The 26,223-nt window shown below is 66.6% G+C and carries 25 protein-coding genes and 1 tRNA gene; 17 read left to right on the top strand and 9 right to left on the bottom strand.

Annotated elements, in window-relative coordinates; genetic code table 11:
* The first annotated feature begins 227 nt into the window (after positions 1-227).
* Positions 228-689 (top strand): PTS sugar transporter subunit IIA, encoded by a 462-nt coding sequence (locus BMX93_RS09860; protein ID WP_177170173.1) that lies wholly within the window; start codon positions 228-230, stop codon positions 687-689.
* On the opposite strand, the gene BMX93_RS09855 is transcribed toward BMX93_RS09860, so the two are convergent.
* Positions 683-3,364: an AAA family ATPase gene (locus tag BMX93_RS09855; protein WP_091970564.1), complete on the bottom strand. Its 2,682-nt coding sequence runs from the start codon at positions 3,362-3,364 to the stop codon at positions 683-685. The genes BMX93_RS09860 and BMX93_RS09855 overlap by 7 nt on opposite strands.
* Entirely contained in the window at positions 3,361-4,491 is a 1,131-nt protein-coding gene (locus BMX93_RS09850; RefSeq protein WP_091970562.1) for a metallophosphoesterase family protein, read from the bottom strand. Before BMX93_RS09850 ends, BMX93_RS09855 begins: the two co-directional genes overlap by 4 nt.
* 173 nt (positions 4,492-4,664) lie before the next feature.
* Here BMX93_RS09850 and BMX93_RS09845 point away from each other — a divergent pair, with 173 nt between their 5' ends.
* Positions 4,665-5,432 (top strand): DUF4232 domain-containing protein, encoded by a 768-nt coding sequence (locus BMX93_RS09845; protein WP_091970560.1) that lies wholly within the window; start codon positions 4,665-4,667, stop codon positions 5,430-5,432.
* A 228-nt stretch (positions 5,433-5,660) separates the two neighbouring features.
* On the opposite strand, the gene BMX93_RS09840 is transcribed toward BMX93_RS09845, so the two are convergent.
* From BMX93_RS09840 to BMX93_RS09825, 4 genes are all read right to left on the bottom strand, one after another.
* The gene (locus BMX93_RS09840) at positions 5,661-7,097 is read right to left on the bottom strand and encodes an MFS transporter (RefSeq protein ID WP_091970558.1); all 1,437 of its coding nucleotides are present in this window, start codon (positions 7,095-7,097) and stop codon (positions 5,661-5,663) included.
* A gap of 822 nt (positions 7,098-7,919) precedes the next feature.
* Positions 7,920-7,993, bottom strand: a tRNA-Pro gene (locus BMX93_RS09835).
* Positions 7,994-8,086: 93 nt separating this feature from the next.
* Positions 8,087-8,986, bottom strand: coding sequence for a metallophosphoesterase (locus BMX93_RS09830; RefSeq protein WP_425438782.1), 900 nt, complete (start codon positions 8,984-8,986; stop codon positions 8,087-8,089).
* A gap of 40 nt (positions 8,987-9,026) precedes the next feature.
* Entirely contained in the window at positions 9,027-11,453 is a 2,427-nt protein-coding gene (locus BMX93_RS09825) for a transglycosylase domain-containing protein (protein ID WP_091970555.1), read from the bottom strand.
* 221 nt (positions 11,454-11,674) lie between these two features.
* Between BMX93_RS09825 and BMX93_RS09820 the strand changes: the two genes are divergently transcribed.
* From BMX93_RS09820 to BMX93_RS09795, 6 genes are all read left to right on the top strand, one after another.
* Positions 11,675-12,013: a WhiB family transcriptional regulator gene (locus BMX93_RS09820; protein ID WP_281245664.1), complete on the top strand. Its 339-nt coding sequence runs from the start codon at positions 11,675-11,677 to the stop codon at positions 12,011-12,013.
* A 41-nt stretch (positions 12,014-12,054) separates the two neighbouring features.
* A complete protein-coding gene (sp36, locus tag BMX93_RS09815; RefSeq protein WP_091970617.1) occupies positions 12,055-12,213 on the top strand; it encodes a Sp36 family protein in 159 nt (52 codons plus the stop codon).
* Positions 12,210-12,665 (top strand): RidA family protein, encoded by a 456-nt coding sequence (locus BMX93_RS09810; protein ID WP_091970552.1) that lies wholly within the window; start codon positions 12,210-12,212, stop codon positions 12,663-12,665. Before sp36 ends, BMX93_RS09810 begins: the two co-directional genes overlap by 4 nt.
* Entirely contained in the window at positions 12,632-13,336 is a 705-nt protein-coding gene (gene nth / locus BMX93_RS09805; RefSeq protein ID WP_091970550.1) for an endonuclease III, read from the top strand. The genes BMX93_RS09810 and nth overlap by 34 nt, the downstream gene beginning before the upstream one ends.
* Entirely contained in the window at positions 13,333-13,992 is a 660-nt protein-coding gene (locus BMX93_RS09800; RefSeq protein WP_091970548.1) for an NUDIX hydrolase, read from the top strand. The genes nth and BMX93_RS09800 overlap by 4 nt, the downstream gene beginning before the upstream one ends.
* 93 nt (positions 13,993-14,085) lie before the next feature.
* Positions 14,086-14,439, top strand: a complete 354-nt coding sequence (locus BMX93_RS09795) for an RNA-binding S4 domain-containing protein (RefSeq protein ID WP_177170172.1) — start codon at positions 14,086-14,088, stop codon at positions 14,437-14,439.
* 28 nt (positions 14,440-14,467) lie between these two features.
* On the opposite strand, the gene ptsP is transcribed toward BMX93_RS09795, so the two are convergent.
* Entirely contained in the window at positions 14,468-16,153 is a 1,686-nt protein-coding gene (gene ptsP, locus BMX93_RS09790) for a phosphoenolpyruvate--protein phosphotransferase (protein ID WP_091970543.1), read from the bottom strand.
* 182 nt (positions 16,154-16,335) lie between these two features.
* Between ptsP and BMX93_RS09785 the strand changes: the two genes are divergently transcribed.
* Positions 16,336-16,602, top strand: coding sequence for an HPr family phosphocarrier protein (locus BMX93_RS09785; RefSeq protein ID WP_091970541.1), 267 nt, complete (start codon positions 16,336-16,338; stop codon positions 16,600-16,602).
* 79 nt (positions 16,603-16,681) lie between these two features.
* Here the strand turns inward: BMX93_RS09785 and BMX93_RS09780 are convergent, their stop codons facing one another.
* Both BMX93_RS09780 and BMX93_RS09775 read right to left on the bottom strand, forming a co-directional pair.
* The gene (locus BMX93_RS09780) at positions 16,682-17,143 is read right to left on the bottom strand and encodes a phage holin family protein (RefSeq protein WP_091970539.1); all 462 of its coding nucleotides are present in this window, start codon (positions 17,141-17,143) and stop codon (positions 16,682-16,684) included.
* A 98-nt stretch (positions 17,144-17,241) separates the two neighbouring features.
* Entirely contained in the window at positions 17,242-17,991 is a 750-nt protein-coding gene (locus BMX93_RS09775; RefSeq protein WP_091970615.1) for a class I SAM-dependent methyltransferase, read from the bottom strand.
* 127 nt (positions 17,992-18,118) lie between these two features.
* On the opposite strand from BMX93_RS09775, the gene ssd reads away from it, so the two are divergent.
* From ssd to BMX93_RS09735, 8 genes are all read left to right on the top strand, one after another.
* Complete coding sequence (ssd, locus tag BMX93_RS09770; RefSeq protein ID WP_143052877.1) at positions 18,119-19,387, top strand: septum site-determining protein Ssd; 1,269 nt, start codon at positions 18,119-18,121, stop codon at positions 19,385-19,387.
* On the top strand, positions 19,380-20,531 hold the full coding sequence (locus BMX93_RS09765; protein ID WP_091970536.1) for a TadA family conjugal transfer-associated ATPase: 1,152 nt from the start codon (positions 19,380-19,382) through the stop codon (positions 20,529-20,531). Before ssd ends, BMX93_RS09765 begins: the two co-directional genes overlap by 8 nt.
* A complete protein-coding gene (locus tag BMX93_RS09760) occupies positions 20,528-21,328 on the top strand; it encodes a type II secretion system F family protein (RefSeq protein WP_091970534.1) in 801 nt (266 codons plus the stop codon). The genes BMX93_RS09765 and BMX93_RS09760 overlap by 4 nt, the downstream gene beginning before the upstream one ends.
* On the top strand, positions 21,325-22,089 hold the full coding sequence (locus BMX93_RS09755; protein WP_091970532.1) for a type II secretion system F family protein: 765 nt from the start codon (positions 21,325-21,327) through the stop codon (positions 22,087-22,089). Before BMX93_RS09760 ends, BMX93_RS09755 begins: the two co-directional genes overlap by 4 nt.
* Before the next feature lie 113 nt (positions 22,090-22,202).
* Positions 22,203-23,243, top strand: coding sequence for a LacI family DNA-binding transcriptional regulator (locus BMX93_RS09750; protein ID WP_091970530.1), 1,041 nt, complete (start codon positions 22,203-22,205; stop codon positions 23,241-23,243).
* Between the two features lie 185 nt (positions 23,244-23,428).
* Positions 23,429-24,811, top strand: a complete 1,383-nt coding sequence (locus BMX93_RS09745) for an ABC transporter substrate-binding protein (RefSeq protein ID WP_091970528.1) — start codon at positions 23,429-23,431, stop codon at positions 24,809-24,811.
* A 75-nt stretch (positions 24,812-24,886) separates the two neighbouring features.
* Positions 24,887-25,801 (top strand): carbohydrate ABC transporter permease, encoded by a 915-nt coding sequence (locus tag BMX93_RS09740; protein WP_218139296.1) that lies wholly within the window; start codon positions 24,887-24,889, stop codon positions 25,799-25,801.
* 50 nt (positions 25,802-25,851) lie between these two features.
* On the top strand, positions 25,852-26,163 hold the full coding sequence (locus BMX93_RS09735) for an ABC transporter permease family protein (protein ID WP_091970525.1): 312 nt from the start codon (positions 25,852-25,854) through the stop codon (positions 26,161-26,163).
* The last annotated feature ends 60 nt before the right edge of the window (positions 26,164-26,223 follow it).

Genomic DNA, 26,223 nt, shown 5'->3' with positions numbered 1-26,223 from the left:
AATGCGGCTTCCACAAGGGGAGACTCCTGGGGTTCAGGGATCTCGAACGGCGCCTTCCACCTCTGGAGCATGTCGCCAGGCATTCATGGCTGGCGTCATGGAACTTGCCGAGATCGTTCGGTGCGGAATATCCTGTACCTGGTTTCACAGACGATCGGCCGGACGATATGGCGTCCGACGATGTTCCACGATGAAGTGGGGGTAATCCGATGTTCCTTTCAATGGTCATGCCTGATTCAGCTATTGCCCTGGACGTCTATGCCGATGACTGGCACGAGGCGATCCAGCTCGCTGGCCGCGGTCTCGAGGCCAGCGGCGTGGCAGATCGCGCCTACACGCGCGCGATGATCCAGGAGGTCGAGAAGCATGGGCCGTACATCGTTGTCGCACCGGGCATCGCGCTGGCGCATGCCCTGCCCTGCGCGGCCGTTCACGACACCGGTCTGAGCCTTGTCCGGCTCGCCGAGCCGGTCCGTTTCGGCCACTACCGCTACGACCCGGTGCGACTGGTCATAGGGGTGGCGGCCACCGATGAGCATGCCGACCTCGTCATCGTCTCCGCGCTTGCCGGCGTCCTCGCCGATCCGATGAATCTGGACCAGTTGCTCACCGCCACGAGCCCGTCCGAGGTCCGCCGCATTCTCAGCGACGGCGAGCTGCCGGTGATGCCCCGACAGCGGACTCACTGATCCGCGCCGCCTTGGTCCAGGGCTCCGTCTCGGCCCTGGACCAAGGCCCGGCCCGGCGCGCCGCCCGATGCTGGGTCGAGCTGGACGACCTTCGCTCCGCCGATCGAACCGAAGCGGTCGGGCTGGCAGGTGAGGATGATCACTTGCGCCGAGTGCCCGACATCGTTGAGCACGATGTTGAGCCGGCGCAGCCGAACCGGGTCGGCGTAACCGAGGCTGTCGTCGAGGATCACCGGGGCGCCTTCGCCGGAGTCGACGAGCTGTGCGCTGGCCAGGCGCCCCAGCAGCGCTATCTGTTCCCGCGCTCCGGCCGACAGCGAGCCAAAGGGCACCGTCGCCCCGTGAAGAGTGCGTGATTGCACGGTGAGTTCGGGCGAGATCTCCACCTGGAAGTCCGCGCCGAACACGACCTTGCCCAGCCTTTCCAGATGGTCGCGGAAAGGCGCGACATATCTGCGCTGCACGGCCACTCGATGTCTCACCATCGTGTCGCGCAGCAGCGCCACCGCGTCGGCCGCCCGCTGCAGACGATTCTGGCTCGCGGCGGCGGCCTCCTGGGCGGCCTTCGCCCGGGATAGCTCGTCGTAGATTCCGGCTTTCGCCCGGTCATCGATGAGTGCCTGCAGCTCGGTGAGCCTGGTGGCAGTAGCGCTGAGCCTGTCCTTCCTGCTCGCGACGAGCTCCTCGCAGTTGGCCAGCGTCATCGCCACCTGGTCCGGATCGGCCTGGATGAGCTCGGAATCGGCGTCCCGGAGCGCCTGCTCGGCCGCGCGAAGGGCGATCTCGGCCTGCTCCACGGCCTCGCGGAGCGAGCCGTCGCTCGCCGTCTCGCGGGCCTGTGCGAGCAGCTGACGTGACACGTCGAGTTCACGCACCGCCGCGTCGAACTCGGCGCTGGCATGGACGAACACCTCCCGGGCATGTTCGGCCTCTTGGCGGTATCTGGCTACCTGCGTGGTAGCCAGATCCCACTGAGCGCCGAGGTCCTCTTCCGCGTTGCGCGCCTGTTCGGCAGCCTCGCGCAGCGAATTCACCGGGGCATCGTCCCCAGGGGCTGCGGCGGATTGCTCGATCCGGGCGGTCACCTCGGCGAGCTGTTCCTCGACCTCGCCCAGTCCGCGGCTGCCCAGCAGGGCAGCCAAGCTGGCCTGCGCCTGGTCGAGCGTGGCCTTCGCCGTGCGGCGGCGCCCGGCGAGCTCGCGCGCCTGCCCGACCGATGTCACCTCGAGCGCAGCCAGTGCGGTGTCCACAGCGGCGCTGGCCTCAGCCAGTTCTCGGTCGAGCTCGGCCGGCGGGGTTCCCGGGCTCACATCGATGCTCACCACATCGGGCACCTCGATATGCACCTGTGAGAGCACCGCACAGCGGTGCTCGGCACCGGCTGGCAGCACCGCGCCGTCCACGGTGATCGGGTGCTCGCCGAGCGAACGGACGCTCACATGGGCGGCCGCCGCATCGCGCGAGCGGCGCGCCACCACGAGCGCTGTCTCCAGCGCGGCGAGTTCGCTGACCTGTTCGTCGTCGATCGTGAGGTTCTTCAGTTGAGCCGCTGCCTCGAGGCGGCGACGCTCGGCTGTCCGGGCGTGTTCCAGCTGAGCGGCGAGCCGGTCGCGTTCGGTGCGGGCGATGCGCACATCGAGGGCCGACTGGGCGTCGACGGCAGCCAGATGGGCCTGCCGGCGTGTGGCATCCAGTGCCGTTGCGGTCTCCTGTGCCCCCTTGAGCCGCGTCTCGGCCTGCTCCAGGGCGCCCCTGCACTGCTCGGATCGGGTCTTGCCCGTCTCGGCATCCCGGGTCCGCTTCGACAGCTCATTGATCTGCCCGGTGCGGTTGTCGTCGGCTTGCCGCACCAGTGTCAGCCGCTCCTGCGCGGCGTTGCGTTCTTGACGTGCGGCCTCGCCGCGTTCGCGCAGCGCGTTCACCTGCTCAGCGGCCTGACGTGCGGCCCTCCACTCATCTGTCGCGGCGGTCAGCTCCTGCTCCAGGCGCCTGCGTTCGGACTGCCTGTCGGCGAACTCGGCCGTGAACTCATCCATCTCGGTGCTTTGGGATTCCAGTTCTGCGACTCGCGCTTCCAGCGTCGCCACCTCGGCATCGAGTTCCTTGAGCCGGCCCGTTTTCTTCCCGGTTCTGGTGAAGTACTTGGCGTACTCGGCTTCGATGCGCGCCATGAGGGCGTCCTGACTGCCGCCATCCGGCTCGGAATCGTCGAGAGCCCGGTGCAGTGCGTTCACGGCAGCGAGCTTGGGCTGATCGAGCGAGCTGCCCTGGACGATGTCGAGGGCTTCGAGCAACTGCAGATCGACGGTGTGCTCGAGGATCTCGCGGAAGCGGGCGTGGGCCTGCTCCCCGGTCAGCTGCTCGGGTTTCGGTGCCCGGATCCGCAGTTCCGTGAGCCGGGAACGCAACCAGCGCTTGCGGTAGGTCATGTCGAAGCCGCCGCTGCGAAGCTCGATCTCGACCTCGGGCCCGACATCGGTGCCGACCGGCTGAGCCGATCGCACGCATCCCTTCTGAGAGCTGTCCTTCTCGGACCTGATGAGGCGCAGCGCTTCGGCGATCGATGATTTCCCCACCTCGTTGGGGCCCTGGACGACTGTGACGGTGTCCCCGAACTCCACCTGCGATTGCGCGACGCCGCGGAAGTTGCGCAAGACGATTCTTCTCAGCCTCATGCCTCACCTCCGGCGAAGCGATAGAGCAGGCCCAGCGCATCCTGGGCGTGCCCGGCTTGCGGTCCCGGCGATGTCGCGGTGCTGACGAGCTCGTCGAGGGCCTCGCGTGCGAAGCCGCTCAGCTCCAGATCGGCAAAGTCGTTCTCGTCCGGCAGGACGGCCAGATGCATCTCGCGGCGCCAGTAGTCGAGCTTGGCGAACAGGTCACCGGCCCGGTCGACGAGATCATCGAGATGTGCCTTCGCGGCAGTGTCCAGCGTGCCCGACAGCGCCAGCCATACGGCGGTGGTGTCCTTCGAGGCAATCCGGTCGAGTCGTGCGGCCAGCTCATCCACGTCGGCGCGGCTGGCGAGCGTCTCCTCGACAGTGAGGAAGGCCCATCTCCCGATGTGCACCTTCTCGACCGAGAGCGCGCGGGTGTCGGGGTCGACATCGATCACCAGGGCATTGCCGGGGTCGACCTCGCGTCGGGCCGTCACTTCCGGAGTGCCGCAATACCAGACGCGTTCGTCGACCTCGATGGTGGAGTGACGATCGCCGAGCACCACGACATCTGCCCGCCCGGCGTCGAGCGCTGCCCGCAGCCCGGCCACATCGATGGTGTCAGGCGCCTCGCGATCCGGGTTCAGAGTGCTCACCGCCCCGTGGCCGACGAGCACCCGCACGATACCCGGGGGAGTGGGGCCCAGGGGCGCGCAGGCCTGTGCCACGAGATCGGTCTGCGGGCTCTTGGAGAACCACGGTGCGCCGACGAGCTGCGCGCCGGGCACCACCTCGAAGACATGGGAGTCCCGCAGCACATGCACCTGCCTGGGTGATGTGGCGAAGGCCGGTGAGTCGTAGATCGATGCGGCGTCGAGCGCATCGTGGTTTCCGGGCAACAGAACGACGGGAACCGAGAAGCCCCGCAGCACCTCGAAGGTCTGCGCCACAATGGCGCGGTCGAGCTGGTTGGACTCGAAGACATCGCCGCAGACCACGACGAACTCGGCATCACGTTCGGTCGCCAGCTCCCCCAGCCGGCGGACCGCGTCCAATCGCGCGCGTTGGAAGCGGGGTCTCGCGTCGTCGTCGAGATAATGCGCCGTCATGCCCAGTTGCCAGTCGGCGCTTGCCACGAAACGCATGTCATTCCCCCCACCCGAAGTGGAACTCATCCTAGGCAGGTGCGCCGACAGACCGGCCGGTGAGGATCAAGAGGCTCCGATCACCCGGTGCGCCGGCGCGGGTGCTGCGGCTCGGCACCAATCCAGCGTTTCCAAGCCCGACCAGATGGCCCGCGTAGTCATAGCCTTGCGATATGAAGGCGCGAATGCACAACGCTCGTCCGCTGGTGGCCATGGCTCTCGCTGGGGCCCTCGGCCTGACGCTCTCGGGCTGCGGGGGCAGCGAGAAAAGCTCCGCCACACCACCGGCGGCCGTGGGGAGCCCGGTGTCGTCCGGTTCGGCGCAGAGCCCGGTGTCGTCCGGTTCGGCGCAGAGTCCGGCGTCGTCCGGTTCGGCGCAGAGTCCGGCGTCCACGGTCTCTGTTCCCGCCGGCGGCCAGACGGCGCCCGGCGCCGCGTCGCCCTCCCAGCCCAGCCCGCCGGCGAGCTCGGCGCCGACAGGAGGATCTTCGAGCGGCCAGGCCGAGGCGGTGGCCTGTTCCACCCACGATCTGGACGTCTCGCTGACCCCAGGCGAGGGCGCGGGTGCCGGCAGTCTGTTCCCCTATCTGGTGCTCACCAACAGCAGCTCGGCCACCTGCACTGTGCGCGGATACCCAGGGGTCTCGTTCGTGGGCTACGGGAACGGCACTCAGCTGGGGGCGGCCGGCCTGCGGGTCGACCTTGCCTCGCTGCAGACGGTGACCCTGAGTCCGGGGCAGTCCTCCCACTCCAAGCTGCGGATCGCCCGGGCCGAGAATTTCCCGGCGGACACCTGTTCCCCGGTTGCCGCCGACGGCCTGCGCGTCTATCCACCGGAGCAGACAGCCGCGCTCTATGCGCCGAGTGACGAGTTCACCGCCTGCGCCGACGAGTCAGTGAAGCTGATCATGGTGGGGCCCATGGAGCCCGGTGCGGCCTGACCCTCGTGCGAAAGCCACCTCCCTCCGCCCGATGGGGCTGGTCTCATCGAACAGCTGGTCTCATCGAACAGCGCGCGTGCCCGAATCACGCAGTGGACAGCGCAACGGGGGGCGCAGTGCCCAGCACGGTGACGCTCGGCTCGTGGCATGCGAACGGCTCCGCGCTGGCCTCGCGTTTGGCGGCGGCCTTCAGCCCTGCGGGGTGACACTTCATCGCCGCCCAGCGCGCTACGTCGTGCCCGGTGATGCGCGGTGAGTCCGCCGGAACGCCCAGGTGATGAGGAGCACAGCGACGAGGGCGAGGATGGAGACGCTTCGCGTCGCGCCGGTCTCGAACTGCGCCGCCTGGCTCGAAGTCCAGTGGCCGTCGGCGAAGTCCCCGACGAACAGTGCCGCGATGACGGTGCCGACTATCGCCGTGCTGACGGCAGAGGTGATCTCGTCGGTGGTGTCCACCATCGCTGCAGCAATGGACGTGCGGTTCCCCGGGGCACCCTTCATGACATTGAGGCCAGCAACGAGGCCGACCACACGCAGCCCGCCCGAGACGAGGACGAGTGTGAGTGCGACCCAGAGATAGGCGTGCAGGCCGAGGGTCACGTAGACCACCATTCCTGCCACCACGCTGAGCGATCCCAACCATGCGGCTGCGTGGATGCCGACCCGATCGACGAACCTCTCCACGACGAGACCAACCAGCAGAAGGGTGGCCACCTGTGGCAGCATCCCCAGCGATGCCAGGGCCGGTGACCATCCCCAGTCGAGCTGCAATTGCACGGTGATGACGTAGCCGAGCCCGGCGATGGCGAGCCCGGTGGCCGCCTTGTACGCGAGCCCTCCGGACACGAGTGGCTGCGAGAGGAGCCTTGCGTCCAGGAGCGGGTGCGCGGTGCGGCGTTCGCGCAGTACGAGGGTCCCGGCTGAGACGGCTGCTGCTGCGGCGGCTGTCCAGGGCCAGGGCGAGGCGACACCGGAGTGCACGAGCAGTGTGGGCGTGACGAGCGCAAGCACGATGGTCAGGGTGCCGAGGGATGCGCCGGCGACGTCGATCGGGACACGGTGGAGATCCTCAGCGCGGTCGGGTGCGATCCCCGCTCGGATGCCGAGGAAGGCGAGGATCGCGATCGGCACATTGATCAACAGCAGCCCCTGCCATGGCAGCACCGCCAGCAGCAGGCCGCCCGCGACCGGGCCGGCGGCGAGGCCCACCAGCCCCACGGCTGTGATGACGGAGATGGCGCGGATGCGCAGCCTGTCGTCGTCGAAGAGCCGGAAGGCCAGGGCCATCGTGCCGGGGGTCGTCATCGCGGCCGCCATGCCGGTGAGAGCACGCACCGCGATGAGCTCACCGGGAGTCCGTACGAAGGCGACCAGCAGACTCACGAGCGCCAATACGATGAGTCCGATGCACATGATGCGACGGCGACCGAATCGATCCGAGACCGCTCCGATGGAGAGCATGAGGCCGCCGAAAGTGAGTGCATAGGCGCTGGTGATCCACTGGAGTCCCGTTGCCGATGCATGCAGCTGTCGACCGATCGTCGGCAGGGCGATGGTGAGGATCGAGTTATCGAGCATCCCGTACAAGAACACCGCGGAAAGGCCGCTCAAGGCCAGCCAGTGAGGCTTGAGGGATTGCGAGCGTGCGGGCTGCGAAATGGACATCCGTTCTCCTTCAGTGATGAAGAAGTAACGGTTCGCCTAGTCCCGCCTGTGCTCGTCGCACCTGGCCAGAAACGGTGCGACGTTTTTACTTCGATACCCCCAGTCTTACGTCCCGACTGGAGGCGAGTCAACTCGGCGGCTCCTTCTCGCGGGTCGAATGGGCAGAACCCGGGGCCTCCCGGCTGCCACGTGGCCACGCCAAAGCGATGGAAGCAGAAGGGCCTGCCGCACGGCGCTGCTCATCAAGATCCGCTCCACGGGAAGTTCACGTTCCCAAGATGGGTAGCGGGTGGCGACCGGGTGAGAATCCCGGCCTCACGTGCGAGTGCATTGTTCGTCATCTGCATTGCCGCTGTAAGACCTGCTGCGACACGCTCGGCCCCTGGCTGGTCGGTAATCGGTCTCCTGAATTGCCTCTCGGCACCTTTATCCACATGGGAAGCATCATCCAAATCGGCAAGCTGAACATCCCAACCTGACTGAAATTCGTCCTGTATGGCCTGTCGGAGTCGCCGAATGACGTGTTTTACTAGCCGCGCGGCAAGGGCAGTTCGGAATATGAACAGGAAGTTCGCAAAAGTCGTAGCGGGAGCCATCCCCCGCGGCGTCCGCGTCGGCACCACGTGGGCCATCCCCGCAGCTGCCGTCCAGCAGCAATAGGCCAAGTCCATTCAGGCTGCGTATGCCGCTGAGCTGCGCAGGCACCCCAGCCTGGCGCGACGGAGATGCGAGACGACCGTCACCGTCCCGATGGTGGTCACATGGCGGTCAATTCCCCCCGTTGGGGGAGTGTTTGGAAGTCCATTTCCGGTCTGACTACGGTCGGGGTGACAGGATTTGAACCTGCGACCTCTTCGTCCCGAACGAAGCGCGCTACCAAGCTGCGCCACACCCCGTGGCCTGAGAGCCGTCGATGAGTCTAGCCCACTGCGGGCCGCGCTGGGAAACCAGCGTCGAACATCCCTCACCCTGGGGATCCTTGCCACCTGTTACGCTGCGCGTTTTGGTGGCGCCGAGACCAGGGTGAGCAGCGTGGCCTCCGGCCTGCAGAACAGCCGATAGGGGGCGTAGGGCGAGGAGCCCAGCCCGGCCGAGACATGCAGCACGCTGCTGTGGCCCTCATGGGTCCATGTGCTCAGGCCTTTGGCGTACTCGGGACCGATGTCAGCGTTCGTGACAATCGGGCGCCCACCGGGCAGGCACACCTGGCCGCCGTGGGTGTGCCCGGCAAGGATCAGCGCCACACCGTCGTCGGCCATTGCATCGAGTACGCGGCGATAGGGCGCATGGGTGACTCCCAGGCTCAAATCCGCCTGTGGATCGGCGGGACCGGCCACCTGTCCGTAGTGGTCCTGGTTCACATGCGCGTCGCCGGTACCGCGCAATTCGATGATGTGCCCGGCGATCTCGAGGCGTGCTCGGGCGTCGTCCAGATCGACCCAGCCCGCCGTCACGAAATGATCCCGTACCTTGTCGGCGGGGATTGCCTTGTCGGCTGTAGGGGCTCGCGGGGTGGAGTTGGCCCACAGATAGGCGGTTGGCATTCGAAAGTGCGGTCCCTCGAAGTCATTGGAACCGAAGACGAACGCCCCCGGACGCGCGAGAAGCGGCGCCAGCACATCGAACAGCTGGGGCATGGCGAGCGCGCTGGACAGGTGATCCCCCGTGCTCACCACGAGATCGGGTTCCAGCGCCGCGACACCGCGCAGGAAGGCAAGCTTCTCGTGCTGACGGGGGGTCAGATGGATATCGGAGATGTGCAGCACCTTCAGCGGAGCCGAGCCACTGGGCAGCACCGCTGCCTCAATCCTGCGCAGGACGAAGGCCTGGGCCTCGACCAGCGCACCTGCTCCGATGAGGGCTCCCACGCCGACACTGCCCAGGCCGATGTGACCCAGGGCGCTCAGGACTGGATGACGTGTCACGGGCTCAGCCTCCGATCGCCGCGTCGCGCCCGGGCCGGGAAGTCGACGCCGAGCCGGCGCTGGGAGTCGTTGCCGGCTGAGCATCGATGGCAGCGACCGCTGTGCCGGCTGTCGCCCGATCGTCCGGCCGGACTGCCGCCCGAGCGCTCGCCGTCGAGGAGCTCGCCGGGGCCACGGTGTTACCCGAGGATGGGGCGGAGCCGGAACCCGGTGACGTGCGCAGCCCGGAGTAGTTGCTCGGCATCGTGGAATTCTTCGGTGCATAGGCAGTGAACCTGGAATTGCCCGAGTTGGGAATTCGGGGCAGTTCCGCCGACATCATCGAGTTCCATATGCCGCCGGACTCGGTGGTCGAGTTGCCGTGCAGAGTTCTTCCGCTGGCCACCGTCAGCCCGGTCAATGTCTGGGGCCGTCCGTTCCAGTAGTTGTTGCCGGTGTCGACCGAGATCATTGCGACGCCCTCGAGATCTGGGGTGTAGGCATTGAACCAGACGGCCGATTCGGTCTCCGTGCTGCCTGCGGTGCCGGTCTTGCCTGCCTGGTCGTAACTGCCCTGTACCCGGCTCGCATAGCCGGTGCCACCGGGTTTCAGCACCTGCTGGAGGGTGTAGTTCACGCCGTCGGCAGTCACCGGATCGATGACCTGCTGGCAGTTGGCCTGCGGCACGGCGAGCGTGGTGCCATCGGGATTGGTCACCGAGGCAAGGATGATGGGATCGCAGCGTACGCCGCGGTTGGCGAAGGTGGCGTAGGCCTCGGCCATCGACAGGGGCGTGACATCGAGGGCGCCGAGTGTGAATGAGGGGATGCGCTGATAGTCCTCGAGCGAGCCTCCTGAGCCCAGTCTCATACCAGCCGCCTCGGCCATCTTGATCGCCGAGCAGATGCCCACGTCCTGCTCGAGCTGCACCCAGTAGTTGTTGACCGACTGGGCCATCGCCACGAGCATGTTCATCTGCCCATACTTCCAGCTGTTGGAGACAGTCCAGCCCTGGCCATTCGTGTCCAGCTGGAAGGAGCCGGTGCAGTCCTTGAAGACTTGGCCGTCCCAGTTCCTCGTGGCTGCGGCGTTGTAGATGGTCCGGTCGGGGATGAAGCCCTGGTCAATGGCCGCAGCAGCAACGAAGGCCTTGAATGTCGATCCGGCCTGGAAACCGGCAGCGCCGCCCATATCGGTGCCCACCGCATAGTTGTAATAGGTCTCGCCGGCTGCAGCATTGGAGCCCATCACCGGCTTGCTCTGCGCCATGGCCTTGATCAGCCCGGTCTTCGGGTCGGTCATCACGGCAACGCTCACGACGGGGTCCGTGGGGGCGATGATGCTGGCGATCGCGTTCTGGGCCGCGTCCTGGGTGAGCGGGTCGATGTCGGTACGGATGATCAGGCCGCCACGGTTGAGGGCCCGTTTGCGAGCGTCCTGGTCGCTTCCCAGCGAGCTCATCTGATCGCTGAGCAGGACGTTCTCGGCGTACTGGCAGATGAAGGGATACTTCGACGCGGTACAGCCGGGATTATTGGTGGATACCTTCGACGCGTCGAAGCCGGTGGCCTTGGCGGCGTCGACCTCCTGTTGGGTCAGCTGAGGGGCGCCATGGAACCAGACGCCCTCGTTGTCCCACTTGAGCATGGTGTCGAGCACCACATTGCGGCGGGCCACCGCGGCATCCGGGTGGTTGACCGGGTCGGTCTCGCTGGGGCTCTGCACGAGTCCGGCAAGCATGGCGGACTGGGCAAGGTTGAGATCCTTCGCGTCCACGCTGAAGTAGTGGCGGGCGGCTGCCTGGACGCCGTAGGCGCCGTCGCCGTAGTAGGCGATGTTCAGATAGCGCTCGAGAATGGCATTCTTGGCGGCCTGTGTGCTGCCGAGCTTCGCGGTGAGGGTCTTCTCGAGGGCCACCGCGTAGCGCATCTCGAGGATCTTGCGCCCGATCGTCTGGGACTGGGCCTCGGCGATCGCCTCCTTGTCGTTGTTGTCCTCGGCGATCTGGATGCGCACCTGCTTGATGTACTGCTGGGTCAGCGTGGACCCTCCGGCGCTCACTCCGCCGGTGGCGACATTGCCGAGAGCGGCGCGCAGAATGCCCTGGAAGTCGATGGCGCCATTGATGAAGAAGCGATGATCCTCGATGGCCAGCTGAGCCTTCTGCATGAGGGGGGAGATCTGGTCGAGGTCCACGTACTGGCGGTTCTGGTCGAAGAAGGTGGCCAGCACCGAACCGTCGGACAGCAGGATCTTGGACGCTTGGGGCTGCTGGGGCACGGTGAGGTCGGTGGGGATGTTCTGCAGATTGTCCGAGGCTGTCTTCAGCGTGCCGGTGGTGAGAGCTGCGAAGGGAATACCCATGCCGGCGACGAACAGCCCGCATACGACACTCACGACGATGAACATCGCAAGCGAGTAGACCTTGGAACCGCCCCCGCGTGAACTCATGGCGTCCAGACTAACTGCCAGGACTGTCAGGACCGTGCTGGCGCGCGTCCCCAGACCCTTGGTCGGTTTCGCGGCACGGACGACAGGCAGCTGGCCGGTGTGCAGCCATGCGGTTTGAGCTGGCCTCTTTGTGGCAATTCTCCTAGTAGACCTGCCGGTGTAGTTTGACACTAGGTCCTCTATGGGAGGGAAGAGTCGTGGCTGATGCTGCCGAGTGGCCGCTGGAGGATTGGCCTCTGCGGGCCAAGTGTCGTGGAATGAACGATGCCCTCTTTCCCGAAGGCAAGGACCAGAAGCGCGCCAAGGCCGTGTGCATGGGCTGCCCGGTGCGTCCCCAGTGCCTCGCCGAGGCCCTTGACAACGGCATCGAGTGGGGCGTGTGGGGTGGTATGACGGAGCGGGAGCGCCGCCAGCTGCTGCGCCAGCGTCCCGAGGTCAAGTCCTGGGCGGCGGTGCTCGGCGCCGCCTCGGCCGGTTCCGGCGATGGCCGGTTGCCAGAGCAGTTGTTCACGCGCAAGCTGGACCCCGTCGACAAACGCAACAATGGGGGACGCTCATGAGCAGTGACAATCCGGTGGCTGGTGCGCAACGGACGGATGCGGTGCGCAGGTGGGAGTACTTCACTGCACCGATCCTCAGCCATGTGAGCCAGCAGATCCTCAACAACTTCGGAGCCGACGGCTGGGAACTCGTCCAGGTCGTTCCCGGCACGGATGCGAACACCGTGGTCGGCTATTTCAAGCGTCCGGTCGCCGCATGAGCATCCCCAGCGAGCGCATGGCCGAACTGAACATCGTCCTTCCCGATGTGGCCCGCCCGGTCGGCTCCTATCTTCCCGCCCGGCGGGTTGGTGACCTGGTATTCGTCTCCGGGCAGCTGCCCCTGAACGGCGAGAAGCTCGTCACCGGCCTGGTGGGTGGCCCGGTGAGCCTTGAGTCAGCCGCCCGGGCCGCCCGGACGGCCTGCGCGAATGCCCTTGCTGCTGCTGCGCAGGTGGCCGGCGGGGTGGACGCCATCAAGGGCATCGTCCGCGTCGCGGTCTTTGTCGCCAGCGCAGACGGATTCACCGAGCAGGCCGCAGTGGCCAATGGCGCATCGGATCTGCTTACCGAGGTCTTCGGCGATGCGGGCAGGCATGTCCGCAGTGCGGTCGGGGTGGCCCTGCTGCCCAAGAACGCATGCGTCGAGGTCGAACTCATCGCCCAGCTGTGAGCGACCCGAAGCAGGCGCGTCAGATCTACGAGTTGCTGCGCGCGTGCTATCCGGATGCCCGGTGCGAGCTGGACTTCGCCAGCCCCTTCGAGCTGCTGGTGGCCACCGTGCTCTCGGCGCAAACCACCGACAAGGGCGTCAACAAGGTCACCCCGCAGTTGTTCGCCCACTATCCGGACCCGGCCGCATTGGCCGGCGCACCACTCGCCGACGTGGAGCGGATCATCCGGCCCACCGGCTTCTTCCACAACAAGGCGGTGGCCATCATCGGCATCGGCGAAGCCCTGGTGGAACGTTTCGGCTCGCAGGTACCCCGGGAACTCGACGCTCTCACGAGCCTTCCCGGTGTCGGACGCAAGACCGCTCATGTGGTGCGCGGGCACGCCTTCGGCCTGCCAGCGATCACCACCGACACCCATGTCATCCGGGTGGGCAAGAGGTTGGGTCTCACCGACTCCACGACACCGCGAACGGCGGAGGAGCAGCTCTCGGAGCTGTTCGACCCGTCGGTGTGGACATCCCTGTCGGACACCCTCATCTTCCACGGACGGCGGCGCTGCCATGCCAAACGGCCGGCCTGCGGCGCCTGTCCGGTGGCCGGACTGTGCCCCAGTTTCGGCCTGGGGCCGACCGACCCCGAGATGGCCGCCGGCTTGGTGAAGGGCTCATGAGCGTGCCCCCGGCGCTGGCCCGGCTTGCGTCCGCACTGAGCGACCCGGCGGTGCGCGGAGGGCTTGCGAACCGGTCCCCGACCTTCGGCGGCTCCCGGTCGGCGGTGCTCGTGCTGCTGTCCGACGCGCAGGACCCGACGGTGGTCTTCACCGAGCGGGCGCGCACGCTGCGTCACCACGGGGGCCAGGTCTCCTTCCCGGGTGGACGCGCGGAGCCCGGCGATCCCGACGCGCTTTCGACGGCGACCCGGGAGGCACGAGAGGAAGTGGGGCTCGATCCCCGCGCGGTACATCTCATCGCGACTCTTCCGATGTCCACGCTGGCAGTCAGCCAGTTCGACGTGATCCCGGTCGTGGGCTGGTGGCACCCGGACCGTGAGCTGGAGCCCGTCGATCCTCGGGAAGTGGCCAGCGTGCGCATCTGGCCGGTGAGCGCTCTCGCGGATCCGCGCAACCGGGTCAGGGCCCGCCATCCGGGACGCACGCTGGGTCCGGCATGGCAGCTCGACGAACTGTTCATCTGGGGCTTCACGGCGTTCCTCACACAGACCCTGCTGCGTCTGGGCGGCTGGGAGAGCCCCTGGGACGAGGACCGCGTGGTCGACGTGCCACCTCGCTTTCGATCGCCCGAGCGCCAGGACCAATCACCGGCCTGAGCCCCGGTGGATGGGGGGTGCTGCATGCAGCGGCGGCACCGAGATCGTCTGCCGACGGTTGACGCATGCGGAGCGCGCGAGGACAGTGAACTGGTGACACGAATCGACGTCTGGCTCTGGTCGGTGCGGATCTTCAAGACCCGAAGCATGGCGACCCAAGCCGTCAAGGGTGGTCATGTGCGCCACAATGACGAGCCCGCGAAGCCGTCACAGCAGGTCAAGGTGGGTGACGTGGTGACCCTTCGGCAGCCCGGCTGGGACCGCAGTTTCGAAGTACTCCAGCTCCTCGACAAGCGCGTGGGAGCCAAGGTCGCCGTCACGGCCTATCGAGATCTGTCGCCGCAGCGCCCAGCGTGGTTGTCGATGCCCGTAGCCAGGCGCGCTCCGGGCACCGGGCGCCCCACGAAGAAGCAGCGCCGCGAGACGGATCGGCTGCGCGGACGCTGACCCCGCCGGATGCGGGGTCAGCGGTGGTTCACGCGCCCAGGATCGTGGCGGCCTTGGTCCGGGCGGTTACCGCGTCGGGGGCACTCACTGCTGCCGCGGCAGCCTGGCGGCACTGCGCGATCGTCACCTCACCGAGCTGCAGACCCACTGCCGGCAAGGCGGGAGCGGCCATCGACAAGGACGTGATACCGAGTCCGGTGAGTACGCACGCCAGTACCGGATCCGCGGCGGCCTCACCGCAGACCCCCACTGGCTTGTTGGCCTTCAACCCTGCCTGGGCCGCCATCTGGATGAGGCTGAGCACGGCCGGCTGCCAGGGATCGTTGAGCTCGGTCAGATGGGGCGAGAGCCGGTCGGAGGCCATCGCATATTGGGTCAGGTCGTTGGTGCCGATGCTGAAGAACTCCACCTCAGAGAGCACCTGGTCTGCCTTGAGGGCTACGGCGGGCACCTCCACCATGACACCCGGCCACAGATCGCGCTTGCGGCACTCGGCCGCGAAGGACCGGGCCTCGGAAACTGTGGCCACCATGGGGGCCATCACCCACACGTCCACATCGAGCCCGTTCTTGGCCTCGGCGATGGCGTCCAGCTGGTGGCTTAGCAGATTCGGGTTGTCCTTCGCGAGGCGCAGGCCCCGCACGCCCAGGGCGGGGTTCTCCTCGGCCTCGAAGTTGGCGAAGGCCAGCGGCTTGTCGGAACCGGCGTCGAGGGTCCGGATCACGACATGCGTATGTCCGCCACGGCCGGCATAGGGGGCGAGCACCGAGCGATAGATCTCGGCCTGCTCGGCGACGGTGGGCTCTTCGGGGGCGTTGAGGAAGCACAGCTCGGTGCGGAACAGCCCGATGCCTTCCGACTCGCCCTTCGCGGCGGCCTCGGCGGCCGAGCCATTGCCGACATTGGCCAGTAACTGCTCGGAATAGCCATCGGCGGTGCGGCCGGGGCCACGCCACTGGCGCACCCGGTTGAGGTACTCGCGTGAATTGGCGACAGCTGCCTTCGCCTTGCCGGGGTCGGGGTTCGCCTGGATGGTGCCAGCGGCGCCGTCCACGAGCACAGGAGTGCCGTTCTTGATCTGGCGCAGGGCCTTGCCCACGCTGACGATACAGGGAATGCCCAGCTGACGGGCGATGATGGCGGTGTGGCTCGTCTTGCCACCCAGTTCGGTGACCAGCGCCACAGTCAGCTCGGGGTCCAGGCCGGCGGTGTCGGCGGGGGCCAGGTCCTCGGCGAGCAGCACGATGGGCTCGGTGGGCTCGGGTACCCCGGGAGCCGGCTCGCCGTGGAGCTCCGCGATGAGGCGGTCGCGAATGTCCCTCAGATCGGTGGTTCGCTCGGCATACAGGCCGCCCAGGCGCTCGAACTGGGTCACGAGGTTGTCGGTGGCCTGGACGATCGCCCAGTCGGCGGCGTCGCCATGCTGGATGAGCTTCTTCACTGCGCGGGTGAGCCCGCGATCGGCGGTGAGCTGGGCGGTCGCGGTGAGCACCTCCTTGGCATGGCCCTTTGACTTCTCGGCCTTGTTGAGGAGGATGTCCTGCACCGTCGCGACTGCGTCGGTGAAGTTCTTGATCTCGCCCTCCTTCTCGTCGTCGGTGACCGAACCTCCCGAGGGCAGCTGGGGGCGGGGCTGCACCCGCAGAACCGGGGCATAGGCGGCTCCGGCAACCACCCCGGCGCCAGAGATGATGAATGAGTCAGCGACAGCCATATGTGAAGTCCTTCCAGAACCGCTTGCGTGCCCGGCCAGTCTCTCACGCAGCTGGTAGGAGCTGCTATCGGTGGCTCTGCTTTCCTCCAAGAGAACGCCCCATGGCGCACAAGGGGCCCGGCACGTGTGATGATGGCCCCGGTGCGGCAGAATGAGCTCACAGCACCGAGAAGGAGAAACCCATGGCAAGCAAGCAAGCAGTTGTCGGGTCGTCGGTCGGCCTGCACGCACGTCCCGCCGCGCTGATCGCCGAAAAGGCCGGCGACTACGACGACGAGATCCTGTTGTCGATCCCTGACAGCGATGACGAGCCGGTCGACGCGGCCTCGCCGCTCATGATCATGACGCTGGGCGCCGGCAAGGGCGCAGTGGTCACGATCGAGTCCGACAATGCCGAGGCAGTGGACGCGATTGCGGATCTCATCGAGAAGGACCTCGACAAGGAGTGAACCCGACTCCGCAGAGATGGATGAGGGGGACGCGCTCGAATGCGCGTCCCCCTCATCCGTGTCCGGACCAGCAGGTGGATCAGCGGCTCGTCACCGAGGGCGTGATGTCCTCCTTGGCATCGCGGGCGCCGGCCGACAGCGACGAACTCAGCGCTGAGATGCTGGCCTTGGCCTCCGCAATGGTCGCGCTGGGGGCCTTGACCTGCTTCAGCTGGCGATAGCCGATGATCGCGACGAGCGCTGCGAGGATGAGCAGCAACACCGCGAGAGTGATGAAGGCCAGCGCCAGGGAGGTGAACCAGTCGCGGCCGGCGACATAGTGATAGAAATTCGACACCCCGAAGACCGCAGCCCACAGCACGCAGTTGAGCGCGAACAACGCGAAGACACCGGCGGCGCTGAACAGGCCACCGCCGATTCCGGCGTGCTTGGCGGACGGGACGATCTCGGCGCTCGCCAGCTCCTTGATGTCGGAGACGATCTGAGGCGCGGAGGCCTTGATGTTCGCGAGGTACTCGCTGGGGTGGGGGCGCTCTGCCATGATCTTTCCTCCATTGGTGCCGGTAAGGGCTTTTCGCTGTGTCGAGCCTAATCGTTTTGACGGGCGCAGGTGCGGCCGGTGTATGTGAGCCAGCTGGTTCACAGCGGAATGACCAAGGCGTCGTCGCCGATGACGATGGGTGTGGTCATCTCGCTGTGGTCGACATAGGCACGCCAGCAGGACAGCTGATAGGGCAGCCGAAGCTCCGAGCCTGCCGCAGCGCCGTCGTAGATGGCACCGACCGCCCTCAGCACCTGCTCGCGCTCGCGATCCGGGAGACTCGCGAGCGCCCTGTGGCGGGAGGTCATCGTCACCAGCCGTTCCCTTGTGACCGGTATCCAGATCCGGAAGTCGCGCTGCTCGTGGTGGGGAAAGTACTTGCTCGCGACGAGCTGCTTGGTGACACCGGTCCCCAGGTCCGCGCTCATCGCCTCGGGATCGATGCTGCGCATGAGCGCCATCAGCCGACGCACCCACGGGACTGAATCATCGCGGGTGAGGTACGAGACACCGACCCACCCATTGGGCCGAAGCACTCGGGCGAGTTCGCCGAAGGCGATGCCTGGGGCCAGCTCGTGAATGATCTGATGGGCCAGCACGAGGTCGAACTGGCATGGCGCGAAGGGCAGGGCCTCGGCCCGCGCAGCCACAGTCGCGAGCCCCGGCGCCGCGCCCATCTGCTGGAGCCTGGCGGGGTCTTTGTCGATGCACCAGACATGATGGCCCCGCCGAGCGAGTTTGCGTGGCAGGCCAGCAGCTGGTGACAACGTCAGCACTTCGTTGTTGCCGTCGTCGCCCACGAGCCATTCCAGCGCTGCATCGGGGAAGTGAGGAGCACTGTTGGGCATGGTCACATCGTAGTTGGGGGACTGTGAGCGGCTGCGAAACCCACGAATCGGCACGCGGGCCGGAGCCAGGTTTTCCACAGGCGGGTCCGTCGTGGGGAATCCGGTGGGAAAGCACCACAGTGTGGTCATGCCAGATCAGCCGAGCCCGGCCCCGCCATCGCGCAGGGCGGTGCCGGAGAATCTCTCCTCCCACGCCACCTCGCATGCCAGGGAGCACCGGCGCTCCGGTTTGCTCGGTCTCGGTGTTCCTGGTCCGGACATCCTCGCCGCCGCATCGCACGACATCGTGGGGGAGGCTGCGAAGGGGAGCACGTGGCAGGCCGCGGGTGGCACCGGGCGGCAGGCTGCGGGGTGTACCGGCCCGATGGTGGTCTGTCATGAGCCGCGGCTGCTCGATTTGATCGCGGCTGCCGCGGCGAGTGCCGGTGCCGAGCCCATGGTCGTGGGCCAACCCCGCGACATCCGTCAGCATTGGGCACAGGCGTCCGCCGTGCTCGTCGGCGAGGAGTCCGCCGCACTCGTGGCGGGGCTGGCGCTGCCCGAACGCGCCGGGGTGTATGTGCTGGGTGCAGATGCGGCCAGTGCCGCAGCATGGTCGGTGCCGTTGTCGGCTTCGGTCATCGAGCTCCCCGAGCACGCCGGCTTCCTGCCTGCTGTGCTCAGTCAGTCACGGGCCGATGGAGCGAGTGGAACCGTGGTTCTCGACATCGCCGGGGGCAGCGGCGGAGTAGGAGCCAGCACGCTTGCGGCGGCACTGGCCCAGCGGTGCGCGGCGTCCTCGCGGACAGTGGCGCTGGTCGACTGCGACCCGGTCGGGGGAGGGCTCGATCTGCTGCTCGGGGCCGAGCATGAACCAGGTTGGCGGTGGCCCGACCTGTCGTCGGCAACAGGCACGGTGGGTGATCTCTCCGGGCGGCTGCCCCGGGTGGCGGGCGTCGATCTCCTGTCCGTCGGACGAGGCGCTGTCGGTACCCAAGCGGGCGCGGCGAAGCCTCCGGTGGCCCAGCCGGCGTTCCGCGCGGTCCTCGACGCTGTGGCCCGTAGCCACGATGTGGTGGTCATGGACAACCCTGGGGCCTGTCAGTGGCGGGCCCCAGGCCGGGTACAGCGGGTGGTGGTGGTGGCCGCTGAGGTGCGTGCGATCATGGCAGCGAGGGCGCATGTCGAAGGTTTCGGCTGGCAGGACGCCTGCGTGGTGGTGCGCCGTGGTCCCGGCTGCAGGATCGCGCCCGCTACGGTGGCGGAGAGTCTCGGCCTGAGGCTGGCCGGTTCGATACCCACCGACCTCCGCTTTCCCGAAGCCGTCGCCACTGGTGTCCCGCTGCGCCGCGGCAGACCTGGACGGCGTTTCCGCTTCCTCGATACCCTGCTCGAGCAGGTGTGCGGCGATGCGTGAGGAGGACCTGGAGCAGCTGCGCGGTTGGCTTGCCCAGCAGGGGAGGGGCCATGGCCTCCGGGAGATCGCCGAAGGGCTGGATCGCCTGGGTTTCGTCGTCTCCGATGCAGCGGTGCTGGAGGCAGGCGAGATGCTGCGGCGCACCAGCGTTGGGGCCGGACCCCTGGAGCCGCTGCTGGCCATGCCCGGGGTCAGCGATGTACTGGTCAACGGGCACGAGGGGGTGTTCATCGACCGCGGGCAAGGCCTGGAGCGCGCCGACGTGCATTTTCGCGACGACGACGAGGTCAGGGGCCTTGCCGCCAGACTTGCCGCCAGCGCGGGGCGGCGACTCGACGACGCCTCGCCCTGGGTGGATGCCAGGCTGCCCGACGGAACGCGCTTGCATGCCGTGTTGTCGTGTCTTGCCGAGCCCGGTACCTGCATTTCGCTGCGAGTCCCGGCTCGTCAGCAGATCACTTTGCCCGAACTGCTGCGTCAGGGCAGCCTCGACATGCGAACCGCAGAGGTGCTCGAGGGGCTGGTCGCGAGCAGGGCCGCCTTCCTCGTCACCGGCGGGACCGGATCGGGCAAGACCACCTTGCTGGGTGTGCTCCTGGGCCTGGTCGAGGCCAGCGAGCGGATCGTCATTGTCGAGGATTCCCGTGAACTCAACCCTGTCCACCGCCACGTCATCCGGTTGGAGGGGCGTCCGGCCAACGCGGAGGGGGCGGGTTCGGTGAGTATGACGCAGCTGGTGCGCCAAGCGCTGCGGATGCGTCCGGACCGACTGGTGGTGGGGGAGGTGCGCGGCCCGGAGCTGTGCGATCTGCTCACCGCACTCAACACCGGACATGAGGGCGGATGCGGCACCGTCCACGCGAACTCGGTGGGCGATGTGCCAGCTCGGCTGGAGGCACTCGCGGCACTGGGCGGGCTCTCCCGCTCCGCATGCCACGCTCAGATGGCGGCGGCACTGCATGCGGTGGTGCATCTGCGCCGGCGCCGCGATGGCATGCGAGGAGTGGGACAGGTGGGCGTGGTCCGGGTGCGACCGCAGGGTGAGGTCTTCATCGAGGAGGCGCTCGCTGTCGACGACCGTGGCCGGTCGGCGCCCTGCTCCGGCTGGACGGCACTGGCTCGGCTGACAGGAGTGGAACCATGATCGTGCTCCTCGCGGCCGCTCTTGCCAGTTTGTCCATCCTTGCTCTGGTTCCCCCGTCCGGAGGGCTTCGGCACAGTGCGCCGACTCCAGGCGGGGCACGCCGCCCCGGGCAGCGCAGGGTGCTCTCGGTCCTCGTCCTGGTCAGCGCGGCACTCGCTGTGCTCGCGCTCGTCGCACCGGATCTGCTTGCCTGGGCGGTGGCCTGCGGCGCTGTCGTGAGCACCCTGGCCTGGTCGGGGATGCGGCATCGTCAGGAGGGCAGGGCCCGCAGGAATGCCGATCTGGTGGCCCGCGCCTGTGAGGTGCTGGCCGCCCAGCTGCAGATCGGGCGAACTCCTTCGCAAGCCCTGGCCACTGCCGCTCAGGACTGCGAGTTGCTCGCCGGATGCGTCTCGGCCCAGCGTGTCGGCGCCGATGTGGCCGATGCGCTCACCGCCGCCTCTCGGCAACCAGGCGCGCAGGGCCTGGCCAGCCTGGCGCGTACCTGGCGGTTGTGTGAGCGTACCGGAAGCCGGCTGTCCCCGGCGGCCCAGGGAGTATCCGAGGCGGTGGCCGCCGAGACCCAACTCCAATCGGAGATCGCCGCGGAGCTGGCGGTGCCGCGGGCCACCGGCAAGCTTCTCGCGATGTTGCCCGTGGTGGGTCTCGCGATGGGATTCATGGCCGGGGGTGATCCGGTGGCCTTCCTCACCTCGACTGCTGTGGGCAAGGGCTGCCTGGTGGCTGCGGTCCTGTGCGCCTGCGCAGGTCTGGTGTGGACAGAGGCCATCGCCTTTCGGGCCGGACGCGAATCATGAATGGCTGGCAGTTCGCGGCGGCCCTCGCGTTCCTCGCGGCGATGCTGTGCCTGTGGCCCGGCGCCGACGCGAACCGGCTCGGCGTGACGGGGTCCGGGTCTGGCGGTACATTGCACAGCTGGGGCCCTCCAGCTCGCGCACCCGAGTCCCGGTCCGCCACGCTCAGCAGTCGGGTACGGCTGCTGGGAGCCTGTGCCGGTGCACTGGCTGTACTGGTGGCTTTACCCGCCCCGTGGTCGATTCCGCTCGGCCTGGTCGCCGGGCTTGTCGCCCACCTTGTTCTGGGCAGGATCGAGCCCCGGGCTGTCCGTCGACGCAAGGAACAGCTCCTGCTGCAACAACCCGAGGTTCTCGACCTGCTCACAGCTTCACTGGACGCAGGCGCCGCGCTGCGTACCGCCACTGCCAACATCGCCCGGATTGCGCCGCAGCCTTCGGCGCAGCTCCTCCAGGAGGTCGATGCGCACCTGCGGGTCGGTTTCAGCGAAGCCCAGGCCTGGCGGAGCCTGGGCGAGGAATCCGTCTGGGGCGATGTTGCTCGGGATCTCGCACGCAGCGCCGAGACAGGTGAACCGGTGGCAAAGATCCTTCGATCGCGAGCACAGCGGGCCAGGCAGCGTCGCCACAACCACCTCACTGCCCGGGCCAGAGCGGTCGGTGTCCAGGCTGTGGGGCCGATGATGGTCTGCTTTCTGCCGGCTTTCATTCTCGTGGGGGTCGTGCCGATCATCGCTGCCACAGTGAGCCGCTTCCTGTCATGAGCAGGCCTGCGCATGATCGCGAACAGAGATGTCCAGTCTCTCGTGCTCCTCGCGGCCGGGCAGTCCGCTGGGTCTGACAGGACTGGGTGCTGTGCTCGCAGTAGGCTCAGGGGGTGACTCCCGAGGCGCAGCGCCCGCCCAGCATCAGGGATGTGGCGGGGCGCGCAGGCGTGGCGATCAGCTCGGCCTCGGCGGCATTGAATGACAAACCGGGCGTCTCGGACGAAACGAGAGCGCGGATCTTGTCGGTTGCCAAGGATCTGGGCTATGTGCCGTCATGGCGGGGACGTAGCTTGTCCGCCAAGCGAGCCTTTACTGTCGGTTTGGTCGTGGAGCGTGACCCGGACGTCATGGGCGATGACCCTTTCTTCGGTGCTTTTGTCGGAGGGATCGAGGAGTCGCTGGGTCCGCGCGGCTACGCGCTGGCCGTCCGGGTGAGCCGCGACGCGCGAGCGGCTGCGACGGGGTACAGGGAACTGGCTGGCAATCGTCGCGTGGACGGCGTGTTCCTGAACGAGTTGCTCGTGGACGATCCCAGGCCGGAATCCATGCTGCGGTGGGGGATGCCCGCGGTCGGTATCAATCCGGGTCCTGGCGAGTTTGTCTTCCCGACCGTCCGGCAGGACGGGACGAAGGCGATAGTGGAGGCCCTGCGATGGCTGGCACGGATCGGGCACCGCACGATCGCCCATGTCGCAGGCCCCCTGCGCTACGTCCACGCGGTGGAACGGCTCGAAGCTTTCAGATCGGTGCTGCTCGACCTGGGGCTTGACCCCTCGCTCGTCACCGAGGGTGACTTCACGTACCAGGGCGGATACGAGGCGGCCGACCGGCTTCTTGCGGTGAGTCCCAGACCCACGGCCGTGTTCTGTGCGAACGATCTGACGGCCGTTGGCGTCATGAACCGGGCGCTCGATCTGGGCATGAAGGTGCCGGCAGATCTGTCGGTCATCGGATATGACGGGATTGCCATGGGCGGCTACACGCGTCCCACTCTTACGACGATCAAGACCTCCCCCCGGGCACTGGGGCGACAGTCCGCTCGTCTTCTGCTCGACCTTATAGAGGGTTCCCTCCCGATGGACGCCCAGGCGAGCGTGCCAGAAGCCCGGCTCGTGGTGCGTTCTTCCGCCGGGCCGGCGTCGACGATCTGAGGCCACCATGTGGCAGCCGCAAGCGAAGCATGCTACCTTCATTACCGAAGCGTTTTGGTTGTCACTCTGACTTCGATCTCTCCACGGTGGTGGATCGTCACTTGGTGCTCTGACAAGGTTGTTGGACAGTGTTCGTTCACTTGTGAGAACCGAAACGTTTCGCTTCAACTAGACAAGGGAGTCTCATGAACACACCCTCTTCGCACTCCGCACACTGCAACACCGCGCTCCGGGCTACTGAGCAGGTCGGACTATCCCGCCGTACTCTCCTGCGAGGCGGGCTCGGGCTCGGCATTGCCGGACTGTCAGCCGCGGCCCTGTCCGCGTGCGGTTCCTCGAGGACCAGCGCATCCAGCAGCGGGACAATCAGCGGCACGCTCGAGATCCTGACCTCGAGCGCCGACGCCTCCGATGCGGCCTTCAAGAAGGTCAACGCCGCATTTCAGACGAAGTATCCGGATGTGACCGTGAAGTTCACCAGCGTGCCGAACGATTCCTATGCATCGACCAAGTCCTCCCGGATGACGGCAGGCACGGTGGACCTCATGGTTCTCAAGACCTTCTTCCAAGTGCCCGATTACGCCAAGAACTCTGCTTCCGACGATGTACTCCTCGCGGAGAACGGGGGACTTGTCGAGCTCACCGGCAAGGACTTCATGAACCGATACACGCCCAGTGTGCTGAGCGCACAAGCCATCGGCGGCAAGCAGTACGGGGTCCCTACGGGCCTCAGCTACTCCACCGGCGTGTTCTACAACAAGAAGATCTTTTCCGAGCAAGGGCTGTCGGTACCGACCACATGGACCCAGCTACAGGAAGTGATGAGTACGCTCACCGCCAAGGGTGTCACGCCCTTCGGGATCGGCGGGAAGGACACCTGGCCAGCGGGGCTGGCCATGCTGGGTTCGGTCGCTGCGCTCTATCCGGACGCCACCAAGAAGGAGAATCTCGCCAAGGCGATCTGGGATGGCAGCGTCAAGCTGACCGATGAGGGACCCCTCATGATCCTCGAGCGCACCCAGACGATCTTCCAGAACGGTCAGCAGAACTTCGCCGGTGCGGGTTATGACGACATCCCCTCGGGTTTCGCCGCCGGAAAGTATGCGATGACCATCGACGGCACCTGGAACGAGCCGACGATTGCGTCCGCAGTGAATGGGGCCTTCGAGATCGGCTTCTTCCCACTGCCCATCAGTGACACCGCGGCGGACAACGCTCTGCTCAACGGCAAGATTGAGCTGCAACTCGGCATCCCAACCTCCAGCAAGAACCAGGCTGCGGCATTGGCGTGGCTCGAGTTCTTCTCGCAAGCCGACAGCTACAAGGGATTCCTCGCCACCAGCGGCTTCTCCTCGGCGCAGCCGGATATCGCAGCTACGGATTTCCTCAAGTCCATCGAGCAGATGACGAGCACATTTCAGCCCGCGTGGGACCAGTTGTGGATAGCCAGCAAGAACGCGGGCCAGGATGCCCTGTACCCGTTCAACTACCCAGCGCTCTCGCCCCTTGGTTCCAAGACCGCCCAGCAGGCCGCCAGCGATGCGGCCGCTGCGTGGTCCACCAACTAGCGCCAGCACTATCTGGTGGTGGCGGCGCTGCGCCCAGGCCCCGCCACCACCCCCACGACGTCCTGGAGGCAGTCTGTGACCACCTACCGATATCCGTTTCCTCGGCGCGGGACCATGCGCCTGTCCTTTGGCCTTGCCTTGCTTGTGCTTACCGTGTTCGGCTTGGTCCCCGCCATTGCAGTGGTCGTCGTGTCCTTCACCGACCTGCGCGGGCTGCCCTACCTGCCTGTTCACTGGGTGGGCCTGGACAACTATCGATCGTTCTTCTCCTCGACAAAGGCCGCAGACAACATCAATGCGTTGAAGAACACCGCTATCTTCGCGCTGGTCAGCACGGTCGCCCAGATCTTGATTGCCCTGGGCATTGCGGTGTTCCTCAACCGCCCGATGCGGGGCCGGAACTTCCTACGAGCAATTGTGTTCATGCCGACAGTCCTGGGCGTCACCGTCACGGGATTGGTCTTCTCACTCATCTTCAATGTATCTGGAGGCCCCGCGGCGTCGGTGCTGTCGTGGTTCGGGGCCAATTCGGCTTTCTTCGGAGACCCCCGGGTCGCTCTGTGGCTTGTGATCGCGGTCCAGGTGTGGATGCAGATCGGAATCTCAGTCATCATTTTTTTGGCCGGGCTCCAGGCGATCCCGGCAGATCTGTACGAGGTAGCAAGCATTGACGGTGCCTCATCATGGCAGCAGTTCCGGAATGTCACCGTGCCCCTGCTGGCCCCCTCGGTCACCGCGAACGTGCTGTTGGGGATCGTCAACGCGCTGCAGAGCTACCAGTTGACCTATGTCCTCACCGGCGCAACCAACAAGGCCACTCAGGTCCTGTCCCTGCTGGTCTTCGTTCAAGGGTTCGGCGGCAACTCCGGAACCACGGTGTCTCAATCCCAGGGTTACGCGGCTGCCATCTCGATGGTCCAGTTCGTCATTGTCGCTGTCGTCACGAGTCTCACGTTGGTGTTCCTGCGCCGGAGGGAGAACATCCTATGAGCACTGCCATATCGACCATGGTCCGAAGGCATCGTCGCAGGCGCGTTCCCGTGGGCTCGATCATCTGTGCTGTTGTCCTGTTGGTCGTGTTCCTCCTCCCGCTGCTCTATCTGCTCAATACGGCGATCAAGTCCAATGCCGAATTCTTCTCGAGTCCCGGTTCGCTGGTGCATCACCCGATGTGGGGGAATTTCTTCCATGCGTGGCAGCAGGGCGGATTCGGGCATTACCTGCTCAACAGCGTTCTCTACACGGCGGCCGGAGCCGGCATGGGTACGTTGCTCGCATTCCTGCTGGGTTTCCCAGTGGCTCGCGGCTACTTGAAGTGGCTCATCCCAATCGAGGGTGTAGTTGGGGTCTGAATCCGCCTGTCTCGAGCAGGCTTCTGGCGATGTAGTTGGTGAGGTTGCGGAAGCCCAGGG

The sequence above is a fragment of the Propionibacterium cyclohexanicum genome (assembly GCF_900111365.1).
GTDB lineage: Bacteria > Actinomycetota > Actinomycetes > Propionibacteriales > Propionibacteriaceae > Propionibacterium > Propionibacterium cyclohexanicum.
This window is presented reverse-complemented; position numbering and strand designations above follow the sequence as displayed.